At 70.0% G+C, this 21039-nt stretch carries 17 protein-coding genes; 10 read left to right on the forward strand and 7 right to left on the reverse strand.

Features of this window, described 5'->3' with window-relative positions; translation table 11 throughout:
* Nucleotides 1-49: 49 nt before the first annotated feature.
* A complete protein-coding gene (locus ACIRCZ_RS08595) occupies nt 50-2518 on the reverse strand; it encodes a right-handed parallel beta-helix repeat-containing protein (protein ID WP_402851865.1) in 2469 nt (822 codons plus the stop codon).
* A 522-nt stretch (nt 2519-3040) separates the two neighbouring features.
* Here ACIRCZ_RS08595 and ACIRCZ_RS08600 point away from each other — a divergent pair.
* The gene (locus tag ACIRCZ_RS08600; RefSeq protein WP_055898640.1) at nt 3041-3625 is read left to right on the forward strand and encodes a hypothetical protein; all 585 of its coding nucleotides are present in this window, start codon (nt 3041-3043) and stop codon (nt 3623-3625) included.
* A gap of 129 nt (nt 3626-3754) precedes the next feature.
* Complete coding sequence (locus tag ACIRCZ_RS08605; protein ID WP_055899079.1) at nt 3755-4177, forward strand: adenylyltransferase/cytidyltransferase family protein; 423 nt, start codon at nt 3755-3757, stop codon at nt 4175-4177.
* Nucleotides 4178-4271: 94 nt separating this feature from the next.
* On the opposite strand, the gene ACIRCZ_RS08610 is transcribed toward ACIRCZ_RS08605, so the two are convergent.
* From ACIRCZ_RS08610 to ACIRCZ_RS08620, 3 genes are read right to left on the reverse strand one after another with little or no spacing between them, the layout of a single operon-like run.
* Nucleotides 4272-5456, reverse strand: coding sequence for an amidohydrolase (locus ACIRCZ_RS08610; RefSeq protein WP_402851869.1), 1185 nt, complete (start codon nt 5454-5456; stop codon nt 4272-4274).
* Nucleotides 5457-5461: 5 nt separating this feature from the next.
* The gene (gene pip / locus ACIRCZ_RS08615) at nt 5462-6418 is read right to left on the reverse strand and encodes a prolyl aminopeptidase (RefSeq protein WP_402851872.1); all 957 of its coding nucleotides are present in this window, start codon (nt 6416-6418) and stop codon (nt 5462-5464) included.
* 41 nt (nt 6419-6459) lie between these two features.
* A complete protein-coding gene (locus ACIRCZ_RS08620; protein WP_402851875.1) occupies nt 6460-7350 on the reverse strand; it encodes a neutral zinc metallopeptidase in 891 nt (296 codons plus the stop codon).
* A gap of 46 nt (nt 7351-7396) precedes the next feature.
* Between ACIRCZ_RS08620 and ACIRCZ_RS08625 the strand changes: the two genes are divergently transcribed.
* On the forward strand, nt 7397-8419 hold the full coding sequence (locus ACIRCZ_RS08625; protein ID WP_402851878.1) for a malate dehydrogenase: 1023 nt from the start codon (nt 7397-7399) through the stop codon (nt 8417-8419).
* Between the two features lie 104 nt (nt 8420-8523).
* Here ACIRCZ_RS08625 and ACIRCZ_RS08630 read toward each other — a convergent pair whose 3' ends face one another.
* Nucleotides 8524-10632 carry an acyl-CoA dehydrogenase gene (locus tag ACIRCZ_RS08630; RefSeq protein WP_402851881.1) on the reverse strand — a complete coding sequence of 703 codons (2109 nt, stop codon included), beginning with the start codon at nt 10630-10632 and terminating at the stop codon, nt 8524-8526.
* Nucleotides 10633-10827: 195 nt separating this feature from the next.
* Here ACIRCZ_RS08630 and ACIRCZ_RS08635 point away from each other — a divergent pair, with 195 nt between their 5' ends.
* From ACIRCZ_RS08635 to ACIRCZ_RS08645, 3 genes are read left to right on the forward strand one after another with little or no spacing between them, the layout of a single operon-like run.
* The gene (locus ACIRCZ_RS08635; protein ID WP_402851884.1) at nt 10828-11289 is read left to right on the forward strand and encodes an SRPBCC domain-containing protein; all 462 of its coding nucleotides are present in this window, start codon (nt 10828-10830) and stop codon (nt 11287-11289) included.
* 31 nt (nt 11290-11320) lie between these two features.
* Nucleotides 11321-11962 carry an ArsR/SmtB family transcription factor gene (locus ACIRCZ_RS08640; RefSeq protein WP_402851887.1) on the forward strand — a complete coding sequence of 214 codons (642 nt, stop codon included), beginning with the start codon at nt 11321-11323 and terminating at the stop codon, nt 11960-11962.
* Complete coding sequence (locus ACIRCZ_RS08645; RefSeq protein WP_402851890.1) at nt 11959-13326, forward strand: MFS transporter; 1368 nt, start codon at nt 11959-11961, stop codon at nt 13324-13326. The genes ACIRCZ_RS08640 and ACIRCZ_RS08645 overlap by 4 nt, the downstream gene beginning before the upstream one ends.
* Before the next feature lie 146 nt (nt 13327-13472).
* Here the strand turns inward: ACIRCZ_RS08645 and ACIRCZ_RS08650 are convergent, their stop codons facing one another.
* The gene (locus tag ACIRCZ_RS08650) at nt 13473-13943 is read right to left on the reverse strand and encodes a DapH/DapD/GlmU-related protein (protein WP_235500638.1); all 471 of its coding nucleotides are present in this window, start codon (nt 13941-13943) and stop codon (nt 13473-13475) included.
* 148 nt (nt 13944-14091) lie between these two features.
* Here ACIRCZ_RS08650 and ACIRCZ_RS08655 point away from each other — a divergent pair, with 148 nt between their 5' ends.
* Both ACIRCZ_RS08655 and ACIRCZ_RS08660 read left to right on the forward strand, forming a co-directional pair.
* Nucleotides 14092-14661, forward strand: coding sequence for a YdeI family protein (locus ACIRCZ_RS08655; RefSeq protein WP_402851894.1), 570 nt, complete (start codon nt 14092-14094; stop codon nt 14659-14661).
* Nucleotides 14662-14896: 235 nt separating this feature from the next.
* Entirely contained in the window at nt 14897-17254 is a 2358-nt protein-coding gene (locus ACIRCZ_RS08660; protein ID WP_402851897.1) for a lamin tail domain-containing protein, read from the forward strand.
* 163 nt (nt 17255-17417) lie between these two features.
* Here the strand turns inward: ACIRCZ_RS08660 and recQ are convergent, their stop codons facing one another.
* A complete protein-coding gene (gene recQ, locus ACIRCZ_RS08665; protein WP_055898618.1) occupies nt 17418-19472 on the reverse strand; it encodes a DNA helicase RecQ in 2055 nt (684 codons plus the stop codon).
* 100 nt (nt 19473-19572) lie between these two features.
* On the opposite strand from recQ, the gene ACIRCZ_RS08670 reads away from it, so the two are divergent.
* Together ACIRCZ_RS08670 and ACIRCZ_RS08675 are read left to right on the forward strand one after the other, a co-directional pair.
* Nucleotides 19573-20136, forward strand: a complete 564-nt coding sequence (locus ACIRCZ_RS08670; RefSeq protein ID WP_055898615.1) for a dihydrofolate reductase family protein — start codon at nt 19573-19575, stop codon at nt 20134-20136.
* Nucleotides 20136-21002 (forward strand): EamA family transporter, encoded by an 867-nt coding sequence (locus ACIRCZ_RS08675; RefSeq protein WP_402851901.1) that lies wholly within the window; start codon nt 20136-20138, stop codon nt 21000-21002. The genes ACIRCZ_RS08670 and ACIRCZ_RS08675 overlap by 1 nt, the downstream gene beginning before the upstream one ends.
* Nucleotides 21003-21039 lie beyond the last annotated feature (37 nt).

A 21039-nucleotide genomic window follows, 5' to 3' on the forward strand; every position in this document is an offset into this window, starting at 1 on the left:
CGCCGAGACCTTTCGGTCCCGGCGCTCGCGCTCGTGTGGCTGTCCGGCCCTACCAGGCGCCGAGGTGGACGGTGCCCGCTGCCTTGCCCGTGAGCGAGGCGAGCGACGACGGGATGGCCGTCGGTACGCTGCTCAGGGCGGAGGCGATGCCGCTCAACTGGGTGGGAGCAGCGGCTGCCGCGCCCTCCTGGAGGACACTGTGCGCATCCTGGCCGGTCGCCGCTGTGAAGGCGGAGAAGGTCGGGTAGATGGAGGGGTCACCCGCGCCGCGCGACCAGATCACTGCCCAGGACGGCGCGTTGGCCGATGGACGGCGGTACAGGTTGTGGTCCGACGTGATCTTCATCTGCGCCGCCGAGAACTGGTGCGAATAGTCCTCGACGCACAGCAGACAGTTGCCCGTTCCGCCCGAGATCACGTTGTTGCTGATCTGGATGGGGCCCGTGATCCAGGTCATCGTCGGGTCGGGGAAGGCCTGGCGCTGGTCGTGGCCGGCATCGGACGCGTTCGCCCCGCGGCGTGCATCCTGGGTGATGTCGAGGTTGCGCACGTTGTTCGCGATCGTGTTGTTCCAGACCTGCACCGAGCTCACGTCGTTCAGCTTGATGCCGGACTTCGCGTTGCCGGAGACCACGTTGTTGACGATGTTCGCCGTGGACGAGATCTCGATCACGATGCCGTTGCCCGCGTTGTTCAGCGAGTCGTTGTTCGCGACGGTCATCCCGTACACCGACTCGTCGAACCAGAGGCCGTGGCTGGCGTTGTTGAGAAACGCGCTCGACTGCACGTCGATGCCGCGCGAACGGGTGATCTTCACGCCACCGCTGACCGGCGAGGTGTTGAAGTGCTCGCTGTTGTCGTTCGCCGCAAGCACGCCGGACAGCTTCAGGTTGTCCGAGTTGTTGGCGTGGATGCCGAGGAGGCCGTTGCGGGCCGCCGTCACCTGGCGCAGCGTGTTGCCCGACCCGCCGACCGAGACGCCGGTGGTCGCGTTGTCGAGGAACGAGACGTTCTCGAACGTGGCGCCGCCCTTGTAGTCGGTGACCGCAGCCATGTCGGGGACCGACGGAGCGTAGCGGCGCACGCCGACGCCCTTGAGGGTGAAGCCGGCGCTTCCGACCGAGATCGCCTTCTGCAGGTCGCTTGCGCGGATCTCCTTGCCGGTCGGGTCAGAACCCATCACGAGCTGCTTGGCGGCCGTGTCGTAGAAGAACGTGCCTGGCTTCACAGCGGCGCGGCTCGAGACCTGCGTCTGCGCGACCCCGCCGATGAACAACTGGTCGGGATGCGCGGCCATCGGGTAGTCCGGGTTCAGCCACTGCCAGCCCGCCGACGTGCCGTCAGGAGCACCGCGCGTGTACGTCGGGCTCGAGTCGAACACGTGGTTCCAGCCGGAGGCTACCCAGGTGGCGCCGGACTTCGCCCAGCCGCCGACCACGGAGCTTCCGTCGAGCCACGCAGCCTCCTTCGGGTACGACTGAATGGTCACGGCCTTGCCGGAAGGCACGTTGAGCGACTCGTGATAGCTGCCGCCGCGCAGGACGATCGTGGCGCCGGAGGGGGCGACGTCGAGTGCGTGCTGCACAGTGCGGAACGGGGCGGCGACCGATCCGGCCGCCGAGTCGGACCCGGACGGCGACACGGCGATGGCGTTCGCCGGCACGGCGTACTGCGTCGTGCCGATGGCCGCGGCGCCTGCCGCGACGCGCATCCCCGTGGTGTCGATCGACGGGTCAGCCGCTGGAGCGGGCTGGGCCGGCGTCGTCGGCTGCGTCGGGGTGACCGGAGTCGTCGGCGCGGTGGGCTTCGGAGCAGGAGTCGTCGGCGCCGGGGTGGGCGTCGCGACGGGCGGCTTCGTGGGCGCCGGCGCCGGAGTCGTCGCTGTGACGGGCACCAGCGTGCTCGCTGTCAGGTTGTCGAACGCGACGTTCTGCGTCGCGGTCGAAGCAGAGAGGTACGACCACGCGGCGATGGCTCCTGAACGCTGGATGCGCTGAGCGCTCGCGTCGTTCGCCGTCGCCTGCCAGTTCGGCTTCGCCGCACCGTTCTGCCACGCGCGTGCCGACAGGGCGACGGGGTTGCTGCCGGTCGCCTGGAACTCGAGCTGGACGCTTGCGCCCGCCTTGAGACCGGTGGCGACGCGGATCTCCGGTGCGACGGTGGTCTGGTTGGCGGTCGAGCCGTTGACGCGCACGATGGTGAGCGTGAGGTTGCCCCCTGCTCCGACACGAACGTCCGCCTGGTAGTACGACCCGGTCGCGACCCGGAGCTGCAGGCCGGCGAAGACGCCGTTGCCGCTGGTCGGGATGCGCGGAACGTCGATGGTCGTCGACGCCGTCAGGTCTGATGCGCTGACCGCCGGAAGGGATGCGGTGAGCGACGCTCCAGGACGGGGGAGCGCCATGACGCCCGTCTTCCCGTCCGCGGAGAAGGATTTGCTGCTGCTGAGCGAATAGGTGCCGCCGACCTGGGCTGCGCCCCAGCCGTTCGGCTGTGTGCGGTCGAGGGAGTCGGTCACGATTCGCTGACCGACTTGATAGGTGATCGGGGCAGCGGTCGCCGCGAGAGCGGGCAGACCTAAGGCCGCGACAGCCACCACGGTGGCGCCTGCGGCAATGCCGAATCCGAGTTTGTGGTTCTTCTTGGGGGTTTCGTTTCTATGTGCGGGCTGACGAACCATAAATACGTCTGTCCAAACTTTCGTCGTTGCGGGGGTGGAACAGTAGGTGAGACCAACGACTACTGAAATGCTGTGAGCACGCTAGCAGACCGACTACCCGGTCGCGAAACATAAATCGACAAGCGTACCGCGCGTCTGCTTGGGCTTTTCTCCGACAGCCACCCCCCATTCGGGTGCCACTTTCCGCATAATGGCGCGCCACACAGATTGGCCAACACCCGTGATCTTGAGCAAAACACAGGTTGAAAGCGCTCTCAAAGCGGGCTCGATCAGCGACCCCCTCTCAGGGGATTGCCAGGCTCAGCGCGACCGGTTCCGCGAGTAAGCGCATCCATCAGCGTCGTCCGGGAGAATGGCGGAGTGCCTCACGCAACTTTCCGCATCCTGACGCTCTGCACGGGAAACATCTGCCGCTCCCCCGCCGCCGACCTGCTGCTAGCGCACGCCCTCTCCGGCGACGCGCGGTTCTCCGTGAGCTCGGCAGGCACGCACGCGATGACGGGATGGGGGATCTCCTCGCCGATGGACGAGCTGCTGGCAGAGCGCGGCATCGAGAGCGACCAGTTCGTGTCGCGCCAGGCCGACCACCGGATGCTCTCCGGCTCCGATCTCGTCCTCACGGCCACCCGCGAGCACCGCGAGTGGGCAGTCGGCACGGCGCCGGGGGTGGTGAGGAGGGCGTTCACGCTGACCGAGTTCGCGGATGCGGTGGCCGCGCACCCAGAGCCCGCTGCGCTGACCGCGCGCGAGCTGACGGCCTGGGCGGCATCGCACCGCCCGAGCGCCGCTGTCGCGAACCGCGGAGCGGCGACGAGGCGCGGGTACGTGGAGGGAGACATCCTCGATCCGTATGGGCGCGGACGGTCGGCGTACGTGGCTTCGCTCGGGCAGATCGAGCCGCTCACGGCGCGGATCGCCGCAGTACTGCTCGCGACGAAGCCGTAGACGGCGCGGCGGCGCGCGCCAGAGCCGACGGAGTTCTCGGAGTTCTCGGAGTTCTCGCCAAAGGGGTGACAAATTCTCACTTATTCGACAGAATAGGTGAGGATATCTCAACCCCGAAAGGTGCAGCCCGTGACCCGACGCGTCGGCTATGCAGCAGGGGCGTTCGATCTGTTCCACATCGGACACCTCAACATCCTGAAACACGCCAAGAGCCAGTGCGACTACTTGATCGCCGGCGTCGTCTCCGACGAGATGCTGCGGCAGGTGAAGGGCATCGACCCTGTCATCCCGCTCGCCGAGCGCCTGGAGATCGTGCGCAACATCGGCTTCGTCGACGAGGCCGTGGCGGAGACGGTCCCCGACAAGCTGGACACCTGGCGCGAGCTGCAGTTCGACGTGTTCTTCAAGGGCGACGACTGGCGCGGCACCGAGAAGGGGCTGCGGCTCGAGCGCGAGTTCGCCGCGGTCGGCGTCGAGGTCGTCTACTTCCCGTACACGATGACCACCTCATCCACGACCCTCCGCCGAGCCCTCGCCGCCCTCGCCGGCTGACCCTCCCTCCCCCAGCAATCGAGCCGGGACTTCTGTACGCCCACGCCCGGCGTGCCGCATGCACAAGTCCCGGCTCGATTATGTGGGGAGGGGGTCAGGCGGGGAACTCGCGGCCGGCGACGAGGACGAGGGCGCGGGGCGGAGCGGCGACGAGCGCCTCTGGGACGTTCTCCGCGTCGAGGAGGATGACGTCGGCGACGGAGCCGACGGTGAGGTCGTGGGAGGCGCGGCCGACGAAGGAGGCGGCGGCGCTCGTGGCGACGCGCACCGCATCCACCAGGTCGTCGTCGCGCCGGAAGCCGGAGAGCTGGGCGAGGCGCGCAGCCAGGCGCAGCAGGTCGCCGTCGCCGTACGGCCCCCACAGGTCGCGGATGCCGTCTGTTCCGAGCCCGACGGGCACCCCGGCAGCGCGCAGTTCGGCGAGCGGCAGCCGCGGCGCGTTGATCGGCGCGACGGTCGTGATCGAGACGCCGGTCTCGCTCATCCCCTCGATGAGCGCGCGGCGCCGCGCCTCCGGCAGCTCCCCGATGGCGAAGCCGTGCGCCACGTTCACCCGCCCGGCGAGGCCGGTGGCACGCGTGCGCTCGATGATGAGCTCGTACTGGAACGCGCCGAGCTCCCCACCGTCGTGCAGGTGGATGTCGATGCCGACGCCGCGCCGGTCCGCGATGTCGAACAGCGCGTCAAGCTGACCGACGGGATCGCGGTCGATCGACGCAGGGTCGAGCCCGCCGATGTGCTCTGCGCCCTCCGCCGCCGCGCGGTCGAGCAGGTCGAGCACGCCCGGCCGCCGCAGCACGCCGTCCTGCGGGAACGCCACGATCTCCAGCGCCACGGGCACTCCGAGCGCCGCCACAGCATTCCGCACCACGTGGATGCCGTCGAGCCCCACCCCGAGATCCACATCCACGTGCGAGCGGAACGCCGTGGTCCCCTGCGCCACCAGCGCGCGCAACAGCGCCAGGGTGCTGTCACCGCTCGGGATGCCCAGCTCGCCTCGGTGCGCACGCTCGTGCTCGATGCGGCCCTGGGTGGTGGCCTCTCCGCCGTACGACACCCACGGCTTGCCCCACCAGCTCTTGTCGAGGTGCGCGTGCGCGTTCACCAGGCCGGGGAGGGCGAGCAGCCCGTCGCCCTCGATGAACCGGGTGCCCGGGTCGCCTGACACCGCTTCGGCGGACGGATCGTGCGGCTCGATCGCGACGATCACGCCGTCGGCGATACGCAGATCGGCCGGGGAGCCTCCCCACGGCCGCACGTTGCGAAGAACGGTCTGCATGGCGCTCACTCCGCGAACCGGTCGGTGGCCTCGATGAGCGCATCCAGGATGCCTGGCTCGTCGAAAGCGTGGCCGGCGTCGGGGATCAGCCGGAACTCCGCTTCGGGCCAGGCGCGATGCAGGTCCCAGGCGGTCATCGCCGGAGTGCACGCGTCGTACCTGCCCTGCACGATCACGGCGGGGATGCCGGCGAGTTTCGGCGCATCCCGGATCAGCTGCTCCTCTTCGAACCAGCCGCCGTTCATGAAGTAGTGGTTCTCGATGCGCGCGAACGCCACCGCGTACTGCTGCTCGGTGAAGCTCGCCACCACCTCCGGCCGGGGCAGCAGGGTGATCGTCGACGACTCCCAGCGCGACCACGCGACACCGGCGGGGATGTGCACGGCAGGGTCCGGGTCGTTGAGCAGCCTGCTGTACGCCCGGATGAGCCTCCCCCGCTCCGCGACGGGCACCGGCTCGACGAAGCCCTCCCACAGGTCGGGGAACAACGCGGCAGCGCCTCCCTCGTAGAACCAGTCGAGCTCTTCCGGCCGCAGCGTGAAGATTCCGCGCAGCACCAGCTCCGTCACCCGTTCGGTGTGCGTCTGCGCGTACGCGAGGGCGAGCGCGCTCCCCCAGGAACCGCCGAACACCATCCACTTCTCCACGCCGAGGTGCTCGCGCAGCTTCTCGATGTCGGCGACGAGATGCCAGGTGGTGTTCGTGCTGAGATCGGCCTCCGGCTCGCTGGCGTGCGGCAGCGACCTGCCGCAACCGCGCTGATCGAACAGCACGATGCGGTACTTCTCCGGGTCGAACGCCCGCCGCTGGTTCGGGCTCGTTCCTCCGCCTGGGCCGCCGTGCAGGAACACGACCGGTTTGCCCTCCGGATTTCCGCTGGTCTCCCAGGAGAGCTGCTGGCCGTCTCCGACGTCGAGCATGCCGGAGTCGTACGGCTCGATTTCGGGATAGAAAGTGCGCATACGCCCGAGGCTACCCGGCGGGTGCGGTGCGGGCACAGTCGCTACAGCGACCCCGCACGCACCGAGAACGTGTCGCACGCCCCCGCGCCGTTCTGGAACCCGGTGAGGAACCAGCGCTGCCGCTGCTCGGAGGAGCCGTGGGTCCAGGTGTCTGGGCGGATGCCGCCGGTGGATGCCTGCTGGATGCGGTCGTCGCCGACCGCGGAGGCCGCGCTGAGCGCATCCGTGATCTGCGGCTGGGTGATCGGCTGCAGGAACGGCACGCCGTTCTCGTCCTTCGTGCTGGACGCGGCAGCCGCCCAGGAGCCGGCGAAGCAGTCGGCCTGCAGCTCCAGCCGCACGCTGTCGGAGGCGGCGCCGGTGGCCCTGCTGGGGTGCGCATCCATGATCCCGCCGATGTTCTGGATGTGGTGACCCCACTCGTGCGCGACCACGTACATCTCGGCCAGCGGTCCTCCGCTCGACCCGAAGCGGCTGCGCAGCTCGTCGTAGAACGCCGTGTCGACGTAGATGGTCTCGTCCGGCGGGCAGTAGAACGGGCCGGTCGCGCTCGACGCCGTGCCGCACCCGGTGCTGGTCTGGCCGGTGAACAGGACGAACTGCGGCGACGAGTACGTGCCGCCGAGTGCTGGCATCTCGGTCGCCCAGTACGCCTCGATGGATGCGGCTGCCCCCTTCATCCTGCAGTCGATGTTCGCGTTCGCGTCCGCGCCCGTCAGGCAGTCGGTGAGCTCGGCTCCTGTCCCGATCTGCTGGGTCTGGCTCTGCGGGGCACCGCCGTCGACGAACGCGCTGAGGTCCACCCCGAAGAGTTGCGAGACGAGCAGGACGACGATGGCCCCCAGGCCGACGCCGCCCGCGGCGATCCCGGCCGTGCGGCCACGTCGCTTGGCCTTGCCTCCGCTGATGTCGGCGTTCGGGTTGAAGGTCATGCCCGACACGGTAGTACGGCTCCGCGCCCCGTCATAGGCTGGCGGCATGAGCGCCGACAGCAGAACAGAGACCACGGCGGGCAGCACCGCACGCACGCCCGTCACCGTCACCGTCACCGGGGCGGGAGGGCAGATCGGCTACGCGCTCCTGTTCCGCATCGCGTCAGGGCAGCTGCTCGGGCCGGACGTCCCCGTGCGGCTGCGGCTGCTCGAGATCCCGCAGGGCAGGGCAGCCGCGGAGGGGACGGCCCTCGAACTCCAGGACGGCGCGTTCCCGCTGGTGCACGACCTGACCGTCACCGAGGACGCGACCGCCGCCTTCGACGGCGTCAACATCGCGCTGCTCGTCGGGGCTCGGCCGCGCGGCCCCGGCATGGAGCGCGCGGACCTGCTCCAGGCGAACGGTGCCATCTTCGGGCCGCAGGGCGCGGCGATCAACGCGGGCGCAGCATCCGATGTGCGCGTGCTGGTGGTGGGCAACCCGGCCAACACGAACGCGCTGATCGCGAGCGCCCATGCTCCCGACGTGCCGGCCGACCGGTTCACGGCGATGACGAGGCTCGACCACAACCGCGCCGTCGCGCAGCTCGCGGTGAAGCTGGGCGTGCCCGTGTCCGCGATCGACGGCGTGATCGTGTGGGGGAACCACTCGGCCAGCCAGTACCCCGACCTCAGTCACGCCACCGTGAACGGCCGACCGGCGACCGAGCTGGTGGACGAGGAGTGGCTGGCGAACGAGTTCATCCCCAGGGTCGCCAAGCGCGGCGCGGAGATCATCGAGGTGCGTGGATCTTCGAGCGCTGCGTCGGCGGCGAGCGCCGCGATCGACCACGTGCGCGACTGGGTAGACGGCACGGGGTCGCGCTGGACGTCGGCCGGTGTCGTGTCGGACGGGTCGTACGGCGTGGACGCCGGGCTGATCTCGTCGTTCCCCGTGCGCTCGGTCGACGGCGCCTGGCGCATCGTCGACGGTCTCGACATCGACGCGTTCTCGCGCGACCGCATCGACGCCTCCGTTGCCGAGCTCCGCGCCGAGCGCGACGCCGTCCGCTCCCTCGGGCTCCTCTAGCCTCCCCGCCCCGTCCCGCCCCAAGCAATCGAGCCGGGACTTGTGCACACCCGACCACGGCGTGTCGCGTACATAAGTCGCGGCTCGATTGCTTGGGGGCGGGGTCAGCGCTTGGGGGACTTGAGGGACTTTTCGGGGGTGGGGGCGGTGCCGGAGGCGCGCTGGGCGGCGTAGTAGTCGCGGGCTTCCGCCTGGCGGGCGGCCTCTGCACCGGTCGCGATCTTGGCGCGGACCAGCTCTGGGCCGTAGCCGAACGCATCCACCAGGTCGACGGCGTGCGGCCGGATGCGCGTGAGCAGCCGGTCGATGTACGCCGTCACGGCCTGCGCGCGCTGCGGCGACAGACGACCGTGGATGAGGTACCAGGCCAGGTGCTTCTCGATCAGTCCGAAGCCGAACAGGTCGCGCAGCCAGGTGAGCACCTGACGGGTGCCTGCGTCCGGCGCCTTGTCGAGGGCGTCCGTGAACGCCTCCCACTGCAGCAGCTCCGCGTGGGCGCGGGCGGCCTCGATGAGCTCGTTCTGCTGCGAGTTGAACAGGTCGGCAGCGGCCTTCTTGCCCAGCTTGGATGCCGGCCGCAGCTTGCCGGCGACCTCGCCGATCATCGACTCCACCCTGTCGGTGAGCAGTTCGCGCTGCGTGCTCGGCTCCTGCAGCCAGTTGACGGAGCGGCCGGTCGAACCGAAGTCCTTCACGGTCTGGGCGACGGAGCGGAGCCCGGAGCCGTGGTACGCCTTGCCCGCCGCCTGGGTGACGACGTAGCGGGCGAGCGCCCCGGCATCCGCCTTGGCGAACTTGCGCGAGAAGTCGGTGAGGAGACGCTTGGCGACGAGCTGCAGCAGCACGTTGTTGTCGCCCTCGAACGTGACGTAGATGTCGAGGTCCTGGCGCAGCGAGGTGAGCCGGTTCTCCGTGAGGAAGCCGGAGCCTCCGCAGGCCTCTCGCGCCTCCTGCAGGGTGTCGAGCGCGTGCCAGGTGGACAGCGGCTTGAGCGCCGCCGCGATGGTCTCGAGGTCCTGGCGGTCGGTGTCGGAGTCTGCTCGTCCGCTGAAAACGTCGTCGAACTTGTGCAGGAACACCTCGTGCGCGAACCCGGCGGCGTACGTGGTCGCCAGCAGCGGGAGCAGGCGGCGCTGGTGGCGCTGGTAGTCGAGGATGACCTCCTCGTCCGTGTCGCTGCCGGCGGTGAACTGGCGGCGCTCGTTGCCGTAGGTGATCGCGATCTTGAGGGCGATCTTGGCGGCGTTCACGGCAGACCCGTCGAGGGAGACGCGGCCCTGCACGAGCGTGCCGAGCATGGTGAAGAAGCGGCGGCCCGGGCTGCTGATCGATGACGAGTACGTGCCGTCCTCTGCGACGTCACCGTACTTGTTCAGCAGATCGGTGCGCGGCACGCGCACGCCGGTGAAGTGCAGGCGGCCGTTGTCGATGCCGTTCAGGCCGCCCTTGAGACCGTCGTCCTCTCCGCCGACGCCGGGCAGGAACGCCCCGTCCGCATCCCGGATCGGAACGTAGAACGCGTGAACGCCGTGGTTGACGCCCTTGGTGATGAGCTGGGCGAACACGACAGCGGCGATGCCGTCCTTCGCCGCGTTGCCGAGGTAGTCCTTCCACGCCCCGCGGAACGGGGTGTCGATGACGAACTCCTGCGTCTCCTCGTCGTAGGTGGCCGTGGTGGCGACGCTCGCGACGTCAGAGCCGTGCCCTGTCTCCGTCATCGCGAACGCGCCCGGCACGTCGAGGGACATGATGCCCGGCAGGTACTTCTCGTGGTGCGGGGCGGTGCCGAGCTGCAGCACGGCCGCGCCGAACAGCCCCCACTGCACCCCCGACTTGATCTGGAGCGACGGATCGGCGGCGACCAGCTCCTCGAAGCCGGCGATATTGCCGCCGTTGTCCTCCTCGCCTCCGACGCTCTTCGGGAACGCGCGGTGCACCTGGCCGTTCTCCACGAGCAGCTTCAACTGCTCGAAGGTGCGGGCGCGCTGATCGTCGAGGCTGAGCCCCTCGACCTTCTGCATCTCCGGACGGCTCGACAGCTCACGCGACTTGAGCCGGATCTCCGCCCAGTCCCCAAGCAGTTGGCGCCCGAGCGCCTCCACGTCGATGCGCGCCCGCGCGTCACCGGGCGGGGTGGTCGTCGATCGGGTCTCCGCCAGGGAGGCGGACGGGGTTTTCTTCGTCGGAGGCGTGCGCTCGGCGGTATCGACCATCAGGGTTCCTCTTCGCTCTCGTGCGGGATATCGTCACGCTACGACGCACATCCGGGTTCGCGAAGTCAGCGGTGCGCGGCCTACAAACCATTCCCGGATGCACGCCGGACGGTTTGCGGAATGCTCCAATCGCGGGGGTGGTGAGTGTGCCCCTGTCCACAAGTACGACAGGCACGGCGAGCGAAGGCGGATGGCATGGGCGAGCACACGGCACGGGTGACGCGGACGCTCGGGGCGGATCGGGAGCGGGTCTGGCGGGCGTTCGTCTCGCAGGAGGAGCTGGCGTCGTGGTTCTGGCCGCCGAGATTCCAGACCGTCGCGACCGTGGATGCGACGGCGGGGTGCGCGTGGAGCATCCGGTCCGCGCCGACCGCGATGGGCGCATCCGGCGTGGTGGTGGAGGCGGACGAGCCGTCGCGGATCGTGCTCACCTGGCGGTGGGACGGCGAGGACGACGAGACGCGGGTGACGGTGGGATTCGCGGAGGCGGCAACGGAGTCGGCACCCGGGGCGGAGCGGGTTTCCGTCCCCGGCACGGTCCTCACCGTCGTGCACGACGGCTTCGGCTCGGCCGAGGCGGCCGCCGACCACGTCGAAGGCTGGGAGGACTGCCTGGCCCGTCTCGGTGCGCACCTCGACTCCCAAAGGAACGTTTGACAGTTGCACCGGCTCCCGCCACACTGGGACGGTGACGGAACAGACCACCCCCACGCGCGAGCGCGAACCGCTGGACCTGCGCGACCTGCGCGTGCTCGCGCATCCCCTGCGGTTGCAGTTGCTCTCGCTGCTCGGCGGCTCGGCACTGAGCGCTGCTGAGGCGGCCCGCGAGCTCGGCGAAAGCCAGGCGAACGTGAGCTACCACCTGCGCCGCCTGCACGAGGCAGGACTGGTGGATGTGGTCGAGGAGGTGGCCATCCGGGGCGGCAAGGCGAAGCGCTACCGGCACGATCCGGCCAGCGGCGAAAGACTCGGGATGTCCGGGGCGCCCGAGCTGTTCGTCGCGATGAGCTCTGAGCTGGCCAGGAGAGCGGCACTGCAGGCGCCTGGCACGCGATTGACGTTCACGGACGCCGAGTTCTTCATCGACGAAGCGGCATTCCACGAGGTGGAGGGGCTGGTGCGGCAGGCGGGCATCCTGCTCGCCGACGCCGCGCAACCGGCGGGAACGCCCGGCACCCACAGGGTCGCCGCGACGCTGGCGCTGTTCGAGCTGGTGGCAGGGGCCATCGCGGCGAGTGGTTCTGGCGCGTCCGGAACATCCGGCGCGTTCGGCGCATTCGGCGCGTCCGGAACATCCGGCGCGTCCGCTGCATCCGGAGCGGCATCGTGAAGCGCGAGTCGTACGCCGACGTCCTGCGCATCCCCGGCGCAGCCGCGCTGTTCGGCTCCGCGCTGATCGGGCGACTCGCGTTCGCGACCGTCTCGCTCTCGCTGCTGCTCAGCGTGCAGGCGGCGACGGGCACGTTCGCGGCCGCCGGCGCGGCGACGGGTGCGTTCGGCGTCACCAACGTGATCGCTTCGCCCGCCCGTGCGCGCGCCGTCGACCGGTTCGGGCCGACACGCTCGCTGCTGGTCATGGGCGTGCTGTTCGCCGCATCCCTCGTCGCCACCGCGATCGGCTGCCTTGCGGACGCCCCGGCGTGGCTGCTGATCGGCCTCGCCGCCGTCGCCGGCGTGTTCGCGCCTCCGCTCGGCTCGACCATGCGCGTGATGTGGGCCGCGATCGCACCGGACGCGCGCATCCTCCCCCGCGCATACAGCCTGGATGCGGTCGCAGAGGAGCTGCTGTTCACCACCGGCCCGCTGCTGGTCGGCCTGATCGTGCTCGTCGCGAGTCCGGTGGCGGCGCTGTTCACCACCGCCGGCGTCGCGTTGGCGGGGACCGTGCTGTTCTGCCTGCACAGGCACGTGCGCGCGAAAGGTCCGGCGACCACCACGGCGCACGCCCACGAACGTCCGCTGCGGCAGCGCGGGTTCCCGACGGTGCTGGTCGCGCTGACCGGTGTCGGCCTGGTGATCGGCACCGTCGAGACCGCGGTCCCTGCGTTCACGGCCGAGCGGTCGATGGCGGCGGTGTCCGGCATCCTGCTCGCCCTGCTCGCCGCGGGAAGCGCCGTCGGCGGACTCGTCTACGGCCACCGCACCTGGAAACCGGCGCTCGCGATCCGGCTGGTGGTGCTGAGCATCGCGTTCGTGGCGGTGAGCGCCATCGCCGCGCTCGCGCCGGAGCAGATCACGCTGGGGGTCGTCCTGTTCGGGCTCGGCCTGTTCCTCGCCCCCACCGTCATCACGGCGTACCTGCTGGCCGACGCACTCACCGCAGAACACGTCCGCACGGAGGCGACCACCTGGACGAACACCGCCGTCAACTTCGGCGTCGCGGTCGGCGCTGCGGTGGCCGGTCTGCTGGTCGACCACGCGGGAACGACCACGGCGTTCGCGGTCGGCGCGGCCGTCGCCGGGGTCCTCGTGCTGGCGGCAAGCACGCGCACCCGCACGCTGAAGGAGGCGAGCACGCACCCCGTGCATTCGGGCGGCCAGGTGGATGCGGTCGGCCACGTGGATGCGGTCGGCCACGTGGATGCGGTCGGCCACGTGGATGCGCATCCCATCGCCGAGGAGGACGGGACGACCCCCACCGCGGCCTCCGCCCCCGGCGAGCTGCCCGCATCCCGCGGCAGTGTCGAGGACTGACCAGCTGACGAGATGCCAGTAACTGTCGCGAAACGCCCGGGATGCGCGACAGTTACTGGCATCTCGTCGCTCGCCGCGCGTGCGGTGGATGCACGAACGCCCTGAGCCGAAACCGGCTCAGGGCGTTACGTTTCCGCCGTGGGACGTCAGGCAGCGCGACGCGACGCGTCGCGCCTGGCGTGCTGCGCGGCAGGGCGCACGGGGGCGCTGAGTGCAGCGCGGGCCGCCGCGGAGCCGCGGAGTTCGATCACCGCACCCTGCTCCACCTGCGCGTCGCGCTCGATGCGCGCGCCGTTGCCCACCATCACCGCGCGGCCGAGCTTGGCGTTGCTGCCGATGCGCACGCCGCTGCCGATCACGGAGCCGGCTCCGATGTGGACGTTGGCGCCCACGAACGTGCGGTCCCCGACCGTCGCGCCTGTGTCGATCCAGCTTCCCGCTCCGACGTATGCGTCGAGTCCGACACGGGCGTCCTTCTCCACGTATGCGGTCGCGTCGATGAACGCGGACTCCGCCACACGCGCAGTCGGTGCGACGAGGCCCCGCCCGTTGGCGTGCCTCTTGTACTTGATTACGGCGCCGGTCTCATCTTCGAGCTCTTCGATCATTCGTGCCATCGCGTCCTCCTTCGAGATCGTCGCAAATGTCCATATTTCGATAACGCGAGCCGGGGGAAAAAGATTCCCTGATCGTCCCGCAGAACCGCGACGGTACACCGTCGTTTTCGTTACATCCACCCCGTACTTTTCGGGGCAAGATCGAGGTATGGCCGAACACAGCATCCTGCACCTTCCCGACGCGGCGGCCTGGCGCGCCTGGCTGGAGCAGCACCACGACACCGAGGTCGGCGTCCGGCTCGCCATCGCGAAGAAGAACTCGGGCCATTCCAGCCCGACCTACGCGGAGGCGGTCGACGGAGCGCTCTGTTTCGGCTGGATCGACGGGCGGCGCAACAGTCTGGATGAGACACACTTCCTGCAGCTGTTCACGCCCCGCGGGGCACGCAGCATCTGGTCGCAGCGCAACCGCGAGCTGGTCGCAGCGCTGATCGAGTCGGGGGAGATGACCGACGCAGGGATGCGCGAGATCGAACGCGCGAAGGCGGACGGCAGGTGGGAGGCGGCATACCAGCGCCAGTCGGACAAGACGGTGCCGGACGACCTCGCCGCGGCCATCGCCGCCAATCCTGCGGCGGCGGCGTTCTTCGAGACGCTGAGCGGGCAGAACCGGTTCGCGATCATCTTCCGCACCACCACGGCCAAGCGGGTGGACACGCGCGCTCGCCGCATCGCTGCGTTCGTCGACCAGCTCGCCCGCGGAGAGACCATCCACTGACGCGACCTGCGCCGCACCCGCACCCGCACCCAGCGCGACTCGATGGATGCGCGTCATCCGCCGTTCGCGCGCCGTTCACCGCGCGTTCCCGTTGCGTCACGAAGCTGCGAGTGTTCGCATCTTTGCCGGGTCGCCGCGTCGTCAGCGCCGCATCTACCCGGTCGGCGCACCGCATCCACCGGATCGGCAGCCTGCGATGCGCGCGCTCCCCCGTCGTCGCAGAAGGAGAACACGCTTGCGCACTCATTGGCGAGGAACGGTGGCGGCCCTGGTGGCCGCAGCGTTCGCCACAGCTTCCCTGGTCGCAGGAGCGGCCCCGGCGTCGGCGGTCCCTGCGCCGTCGTCCGTCGTCATCAACGAGGTCGAGTCGAGCGGGGGAACCCCCGGCGACTGGATCGAGCTCATGAACACCGGCAGCACGGCCGTCGACCTCACCGGCTGGTCGCTGCTCGACAACGACGACACGCACACCGCCGTCCCGCTGCTTTCAGGCTCGACCATCGCGGCCGGCGGGTTCTTCGTCGTTGACGAGTCCACCCTCGGCTTCGGGCTGGGCGGAGCGGACTCCGCCCGCCTCTACGACCCGTCGCACGCCCTGATCGACACGTACAGCTGGACGGCGCACGCCACCACGACGTACGGCCGCTGCCCGGACGGCACCGGCGCGTTCACCACGACCACATCGTCGACGAAGGGCGCCGCCAACGACTGCAGCGTTCCCGTCGCGATCAACGAGGTCGAGTCGAACGGCGACGCGACGGACTGGATCGAACTCATCAACAACGGCGCAGCACCGGTCGATCTGTCCGGCTACATCCTGCGCGACAACAAGGACAGCGACGCCTTCCCCATCCCGGCAGGCACGGTCGTCGCGGCAGGCGGCTACTACACGGCCGACGTGGATGCGGTGTTCGGCCTCGGCGCCGCCGACTCCGCCCGCCTGTTCGCACCGAACGGCACCACCCTGATCGACTCGTACGAGTGGACGGCCCACGCGGCCACCACATACGGTCGCTGCCCGAACGGAACAGGCGACTTCGCCACCACCGCCGCCTCGACCAAGAACGCTCCGAACGCCTGCGCGGGCGACGTGCAGCTCAGCCCGTGGCCTGGCGGCTCGACCGTCGCGACGGCCGACGACGCCAACCTGCTCGGCGGCAACATGAGCGGCCTCTACTACCAGGCGTCCGGCACGAGCGCGCCCGGCGTGCTCTGGGCCGTGAAGAACGGACCAGGCACGCTCTACCGCCTGCTCTGGAACGGCACGGTCTGGGCTCCGGACACCGCGAACGGCTGGGGCGCGGGCAAGGCGCTGCACTACGCGGACGGCACGGGAGACCCCGACTCGGAGGGCGTCACCATCACGGGCGCCGGCCCTGACGGCGGCATCTTCGTCTCCACCGAGCGCAACAACTCCAACAACGGGGTGAGCCGCCCGGCGATCCTCCGGTTCGACGCGAACGCCGCAGGAACCAGCCTGAACGCCACCGCCGACTGGAACCTCACGGCCGACCTGCCCGTCGTCGGTCCGAACCTGGGCCTCGAGGCCGTCACCTGGATTCCGGATGCGTACCTCACCGCCCACGGCTTCGCCGACCAGCACACGGGCGCGGCATACGACCCCGCGTCGTACCCCGGCCACGGCGACGGCCTGTTCTTCACCGGGCTGGAGGCGAACGGCGACATCTACGCGTACGCGCTCGACCAGTCCGGCACCGGATACACGCGCGTCGCGACGATCTCCAGCGGCATGACCGGCGTGATGGAGCTCCAGTTCGACCAGGAGACCCAGAAGCTCTGGGCGGTCTGCGACGACACCTGCAACGGTCAGCACGAGACGCTGACCATCGCATCCACGGGGGCGGACGCCGGCGACTTCACGGTCGACGCGACGTTCGCGCGCCCGGCCGGGATGCCGAACCTCAACAACGAGGGCTTCGCGATCGCCCCGCAGGCGGAGTGCGTCGACGGCCACAAGCCGGTGATCTGGTCGGACGACACGAACGACGACGGCCACGCACTGCGCACCGGCACGATCGAGTGCACGGTCGTGACGGAGCCCGGTGGACCCGGCGAGCCCGGCGGACCCGGCGAGCCCGGCGGACCCGGCGAGCCTGGCACGACCCCGGCGACCGTGACCCTCTCGGCCGGGACCGTCGCCGTCGGCGGTCAGGTGAGCGTCGACGCGTCCGGCTTCACGGCGGGCGAGACCGTCGAGGTGTGGCTGCACTCCACGCCGGTGAAGCTGGCGACGCTGACCGCGTCCGGTGCCGGCACGATCAGCGCGACGGTGAGCATCCCGAGCAGCACGCCTGCCGGCGCGCACACCGTCGTGGTGACGGGCCTGACCTCGGGGGTCACCGGCTCGATCGCCATCACGGTGACCGCAGCCGCCGCCCCGGGCGGCACGGACCCTGGCACCACACCGCCCGGCACCACGCCGGCAGGCACGACCCCGGCGGACAACACGCCGGCCGGGCTCGCCGCGACGGGCTCGTCGGTGACGGTCCCGCTCCTCGCCGCCCTCGCGGCCGCCATCGTGGGCGCAGCAATGCTGCTGCTCAGGATGCGCCGCCCGGCCAGCCAGAAGTAGGGCCCAGCCAGAAGCAGCACTCAGCCAGAAGCAGCACTCAGCCAGACGTAGCACTCAGCAGGAGAAGTCCCGCGCCACGCCGTTGCCGCCTCCGTTCCGACGGAGAACGCAGCGGATGCGGCGCGGGACTTCCTGCGTTAGGGGCGGGCGGGGGATGGGGCGGCTACGCCGACGCCACCACTTCGAGCAGGGCCTCGCCGTATGCCTCGCGCTTCTTGGCGCCGATGCCGGTGATGCCGTCCAGGTCGCCGAGGGTGGCCGGCTTGGCCGCGGCGACCGCTCGCAGGGTGGCGTCTCCGAAGACGATGTATGCGGGCACGCCCTGCGACCGCGCGGCCTCTGCACGCCAGGCGCGGAGCGCCTCGAACAGCGGGTGGTCTGCCGGTTCGAGGTCGGCGACCGCTGCCGCGGAGCGGGAGGCGCGGGCGGGACGCTCAGGGCGATCCGGCTCGCGGCGGAGCACGACGGGACGGTCGCCTGCCAGCACCGCTGCGCTCTCCGGCGTGATCGCGAGGACGCCGTACTCGCCCTCCGGCTTGAGCAGTTCCTGCGCGATGAGCTGGCGGATGACACCGCGCCACTGGCTCTCGCTCAGGTCGGCGCCGATGCTCCACGTGGCGAGGGCGTCGTGACCGTACTGGTCGACGCGGGGGGTGCGCTTGCCGCGCAGGATGTCGACGAGGTGACCTGCGCCGAACTGCTGGTTACGCTCACGCTTCAGTCGCACCACCGTCGAGAGCAGCTTCTGCGCGGGGACCGTGCCGTCCCAGCTCTCCGGCGGCGTGAGGCAGGTGTCGCAGTTGCCGCACGGCTCCGCGCGCTGACCGAAGTAGTTGAGGAGGTTGACGCGGCGGCACTGGACCGTCTCGCAGAGAGCGAGCATCGCATCCAGGTGCTGCGTCATGCGGCGGCGATGGGCGAGGTCGCCAGGCGAGTCGTCGATCATGCGTCGTTGCTGCACTACGTCTTGCAGGCCGTAGGCGAGCCAGGCCGTGGACGGGAGGCCGTCTCGGCCGGCACGGCCGGTCTCCTGGTAGTAGCCCTCGACCGACTTGGGGAGGTCGATGTGGGCGACGAACCGCACATCCGGCTTGTCGATGCCCATGCCGAACGCGATGGTGGCGACCACGATCACGCCCTCCTCGCGGAGGAAGCGGGCCTGCGTCTGGGCGCGCAGCCGCGCATCCAACCCGGCGTGATACGGCAGGGCGTTGAGGCCGCGGGCGCTCAGGAACTCCGCCGTGCGCTCGACCGTGTTGCGCGACAGTCCGTAGACGATGCCGGCGTCGTTCGGGTGCTCCGTGGTGATGAAGTCGAGAAGCTGCTTGCGCACCTCCACCTTGGGAACGATGCGGTACTGGATGTTCGGCCTGTCGAAGTCTGCGACGAACTGCGCGGCCTTCTGCATCCCGAGCCGCTCGGTGATCTCGCGGTGCGTCGCCTCCGTCGCCGTGGCGGTGAGGGCGATGCGCGGGACGTCCGGCCAGCGCTCCCCCAGCTCGGACAGGGCGAGGTAGTCCGGCCGGAAGTCGTGGCCCCACTGCGACACGCAGTGCGCTTCGTCGATGGCGAAGAGGGCGATCTTCCCCCCTGACAGGAACCGCTTGGTCGCCTCGGACGACAGGCGCTCCGGCGCGACGTAGAGCACGTCGAGCTCGCCCGCCAGGTACGCGTTCTCGACCCTGGCGCGCTCTGCCTGGTCTTGCGTGGAGTTGAGGAACGCAGCGCGCACGCCGACCGCCGTGAGCGCATCCACCTGGTCTTGCATGAGCGCGATGAGCGGAGAGATGACCACACCGGTGCCCTCGCGCACGAGCGACGGGATCTGGTAGCAGAGGCTCTTGCCTCCACCCGTCGGCATGAGCACCACGGCGTCTCCGCCTGAGACGAGCTGGTCGATGATCTCGGCCTGCTCCCCGCGGAACGAGTCGTAGCCGAACACCGTGTGCAGCGCCTCGGCCGGGCTCGCGAACTTGGCCGTGGATGCGCGGAGTTCGCGCCGTACAGCCGTTGCGGTCGCCGCGCCGCGCGATGCCGGCGTGGCGGAACCCGGAACAGCGCCGGCGTCGCCGAAGTCGACAGCCCCGCCCCGGTACGCGTCGTCCGGAGGGAACAGCTCCTCCTGGTCGCTCGGGTATTCCGGGAACGGCGGCTCATCGTCGGCCGGGGGCGCGTCTCGCTCGTCGGGCTCCCAGGGGTGTTCCGCGTTCCAGCTCATCCCTCGATCGTAACGAGCGGGACCGACGAATACCTGGCCGTCCTCGATCTGTGGAGAACGGCCGAGCACGCGCGACCTGTGGACGGGTACCATCAGCGACATGCGCCGATTGATCGTGACCGAGTTCATGACCCTCGACGGCGTCGTCGAGGCGCCGGGCGGGGAGCCGACGCATCCGCACGCCGGATGGACCATGCCGTACGGCACGGACGCCCTGTACGCGTTCAAGCTGCGCGAGACGATGGAGGCGGAGTCCCTTCTCCTCGGACGCAAGACCTTCGAGGGTTTCCGTGCCGCGTGGCCGGAGCGCGACGGCGAGTTCGCCGACAAGATGAACGCGATGCCGAAGCTGGTCGCCGCGAAGGGCACGGGCGACCTCGGCTGGAACGCCACGCGCATCCACGGGGATGTGCGGGTAGCCGTCGCCGACGCGAAAGAGGGAGACGGCGGCCCGATCCTCGTCGCAGGCAGCGCCACCCTCGTGCGCTCGCTGCTGGTCTGGGGGCTCGTCGACGAGTTGCGCCTGCTGACCTATCCGGTGATGGTCGGAGGCGGCCTGCGGATCTTCCCCGACGACAGGGAGAAGTGGTCGTTCGAGCTCACCGAGCTGGAACGGTTCGACAGCGGCGCCGTCCTGCACGTCTACCGCCTCGCAGGGAGCTGATGCTCACCGCCGTCCTCGGGCTGGTCGGGGCGTTCGTCTACGGCTCTGCCGACTTCCTCGGCGGGATCGCCGCACGCAAGATCAGCGCGATCAAGGTCACAGCGATCGGCGCCCTGTCCGGGCTGGTGCTCTTGTTCGTCGCTCTGCCGTTCGCCGGAGGGGAGTGGTCGGCCTCCGCTATCGGCTGGGGCGCGCTCTCCGGCGTGACAGGCGCTGTCGCCATCTCGCTGCTCTACGCCTGCCTCGCGATCGGACCGATGAGCATCCTGTCGCCGCTGACCGCCGTCGTCTCGGCCGTCGTGCCGATGACGTGGGGACTGATCGGGGGCGAGCAGTTCGCGCCGATCGGGTACGTCGCCCTCGGCCTCGCGCTGGTGGCTGTGGTGTTCGTCGGGTTCGTGCCGGAGAAGGGCGCCGTGCGGCCGAGTCTGCGCGGCATCCTGATGGCGGTGGGCTCCGGCGCGATGATCGGCGCGTTCCTCATCATCATCGACCAGACGCCCGACTCGTCCGGGCTCGTGCCTCTGGTGCTGAACCGCGCCGTGAACGGCGTGATCATGCTGGCGGTGGTCGGGGTGCTCGCGCTGCGTTCACGGCGGGTGCACCAGACACAGCCCAGCGCATCCGCCTGGCTTCCCGGGCTGCCGTTCGCCATCGCCTGCGGGGTGCTCGACGCTGCGGCGAACATCGTCATGCTGTTCGGGCTCCGCCTCGGCGACCTCGCCGCGTTCTCCGTGCTGATCGCGCTGTATCCGGCGGGGACCATCGTGCTCGCCGCCATCGTCCTCCGGGAGCGCATCGCGCCCATCCAGTGGGTGGGGCTGGCGCTCGCCGTCGCGGCAGCCGGCATGCTCGCTATCGCCTGAGCGCGCATCCTTCACTAGTGTGAACAACTGGAAACAC

It is taken from the genome of Leifsonia sp. NPDC102414 (genome assembly GCF_044765685.1).
GTDB lineage: Bacteria > Actinomycetota > Actinomycetes > Actinomycetales > Microbacteriaceae > Leifsonia.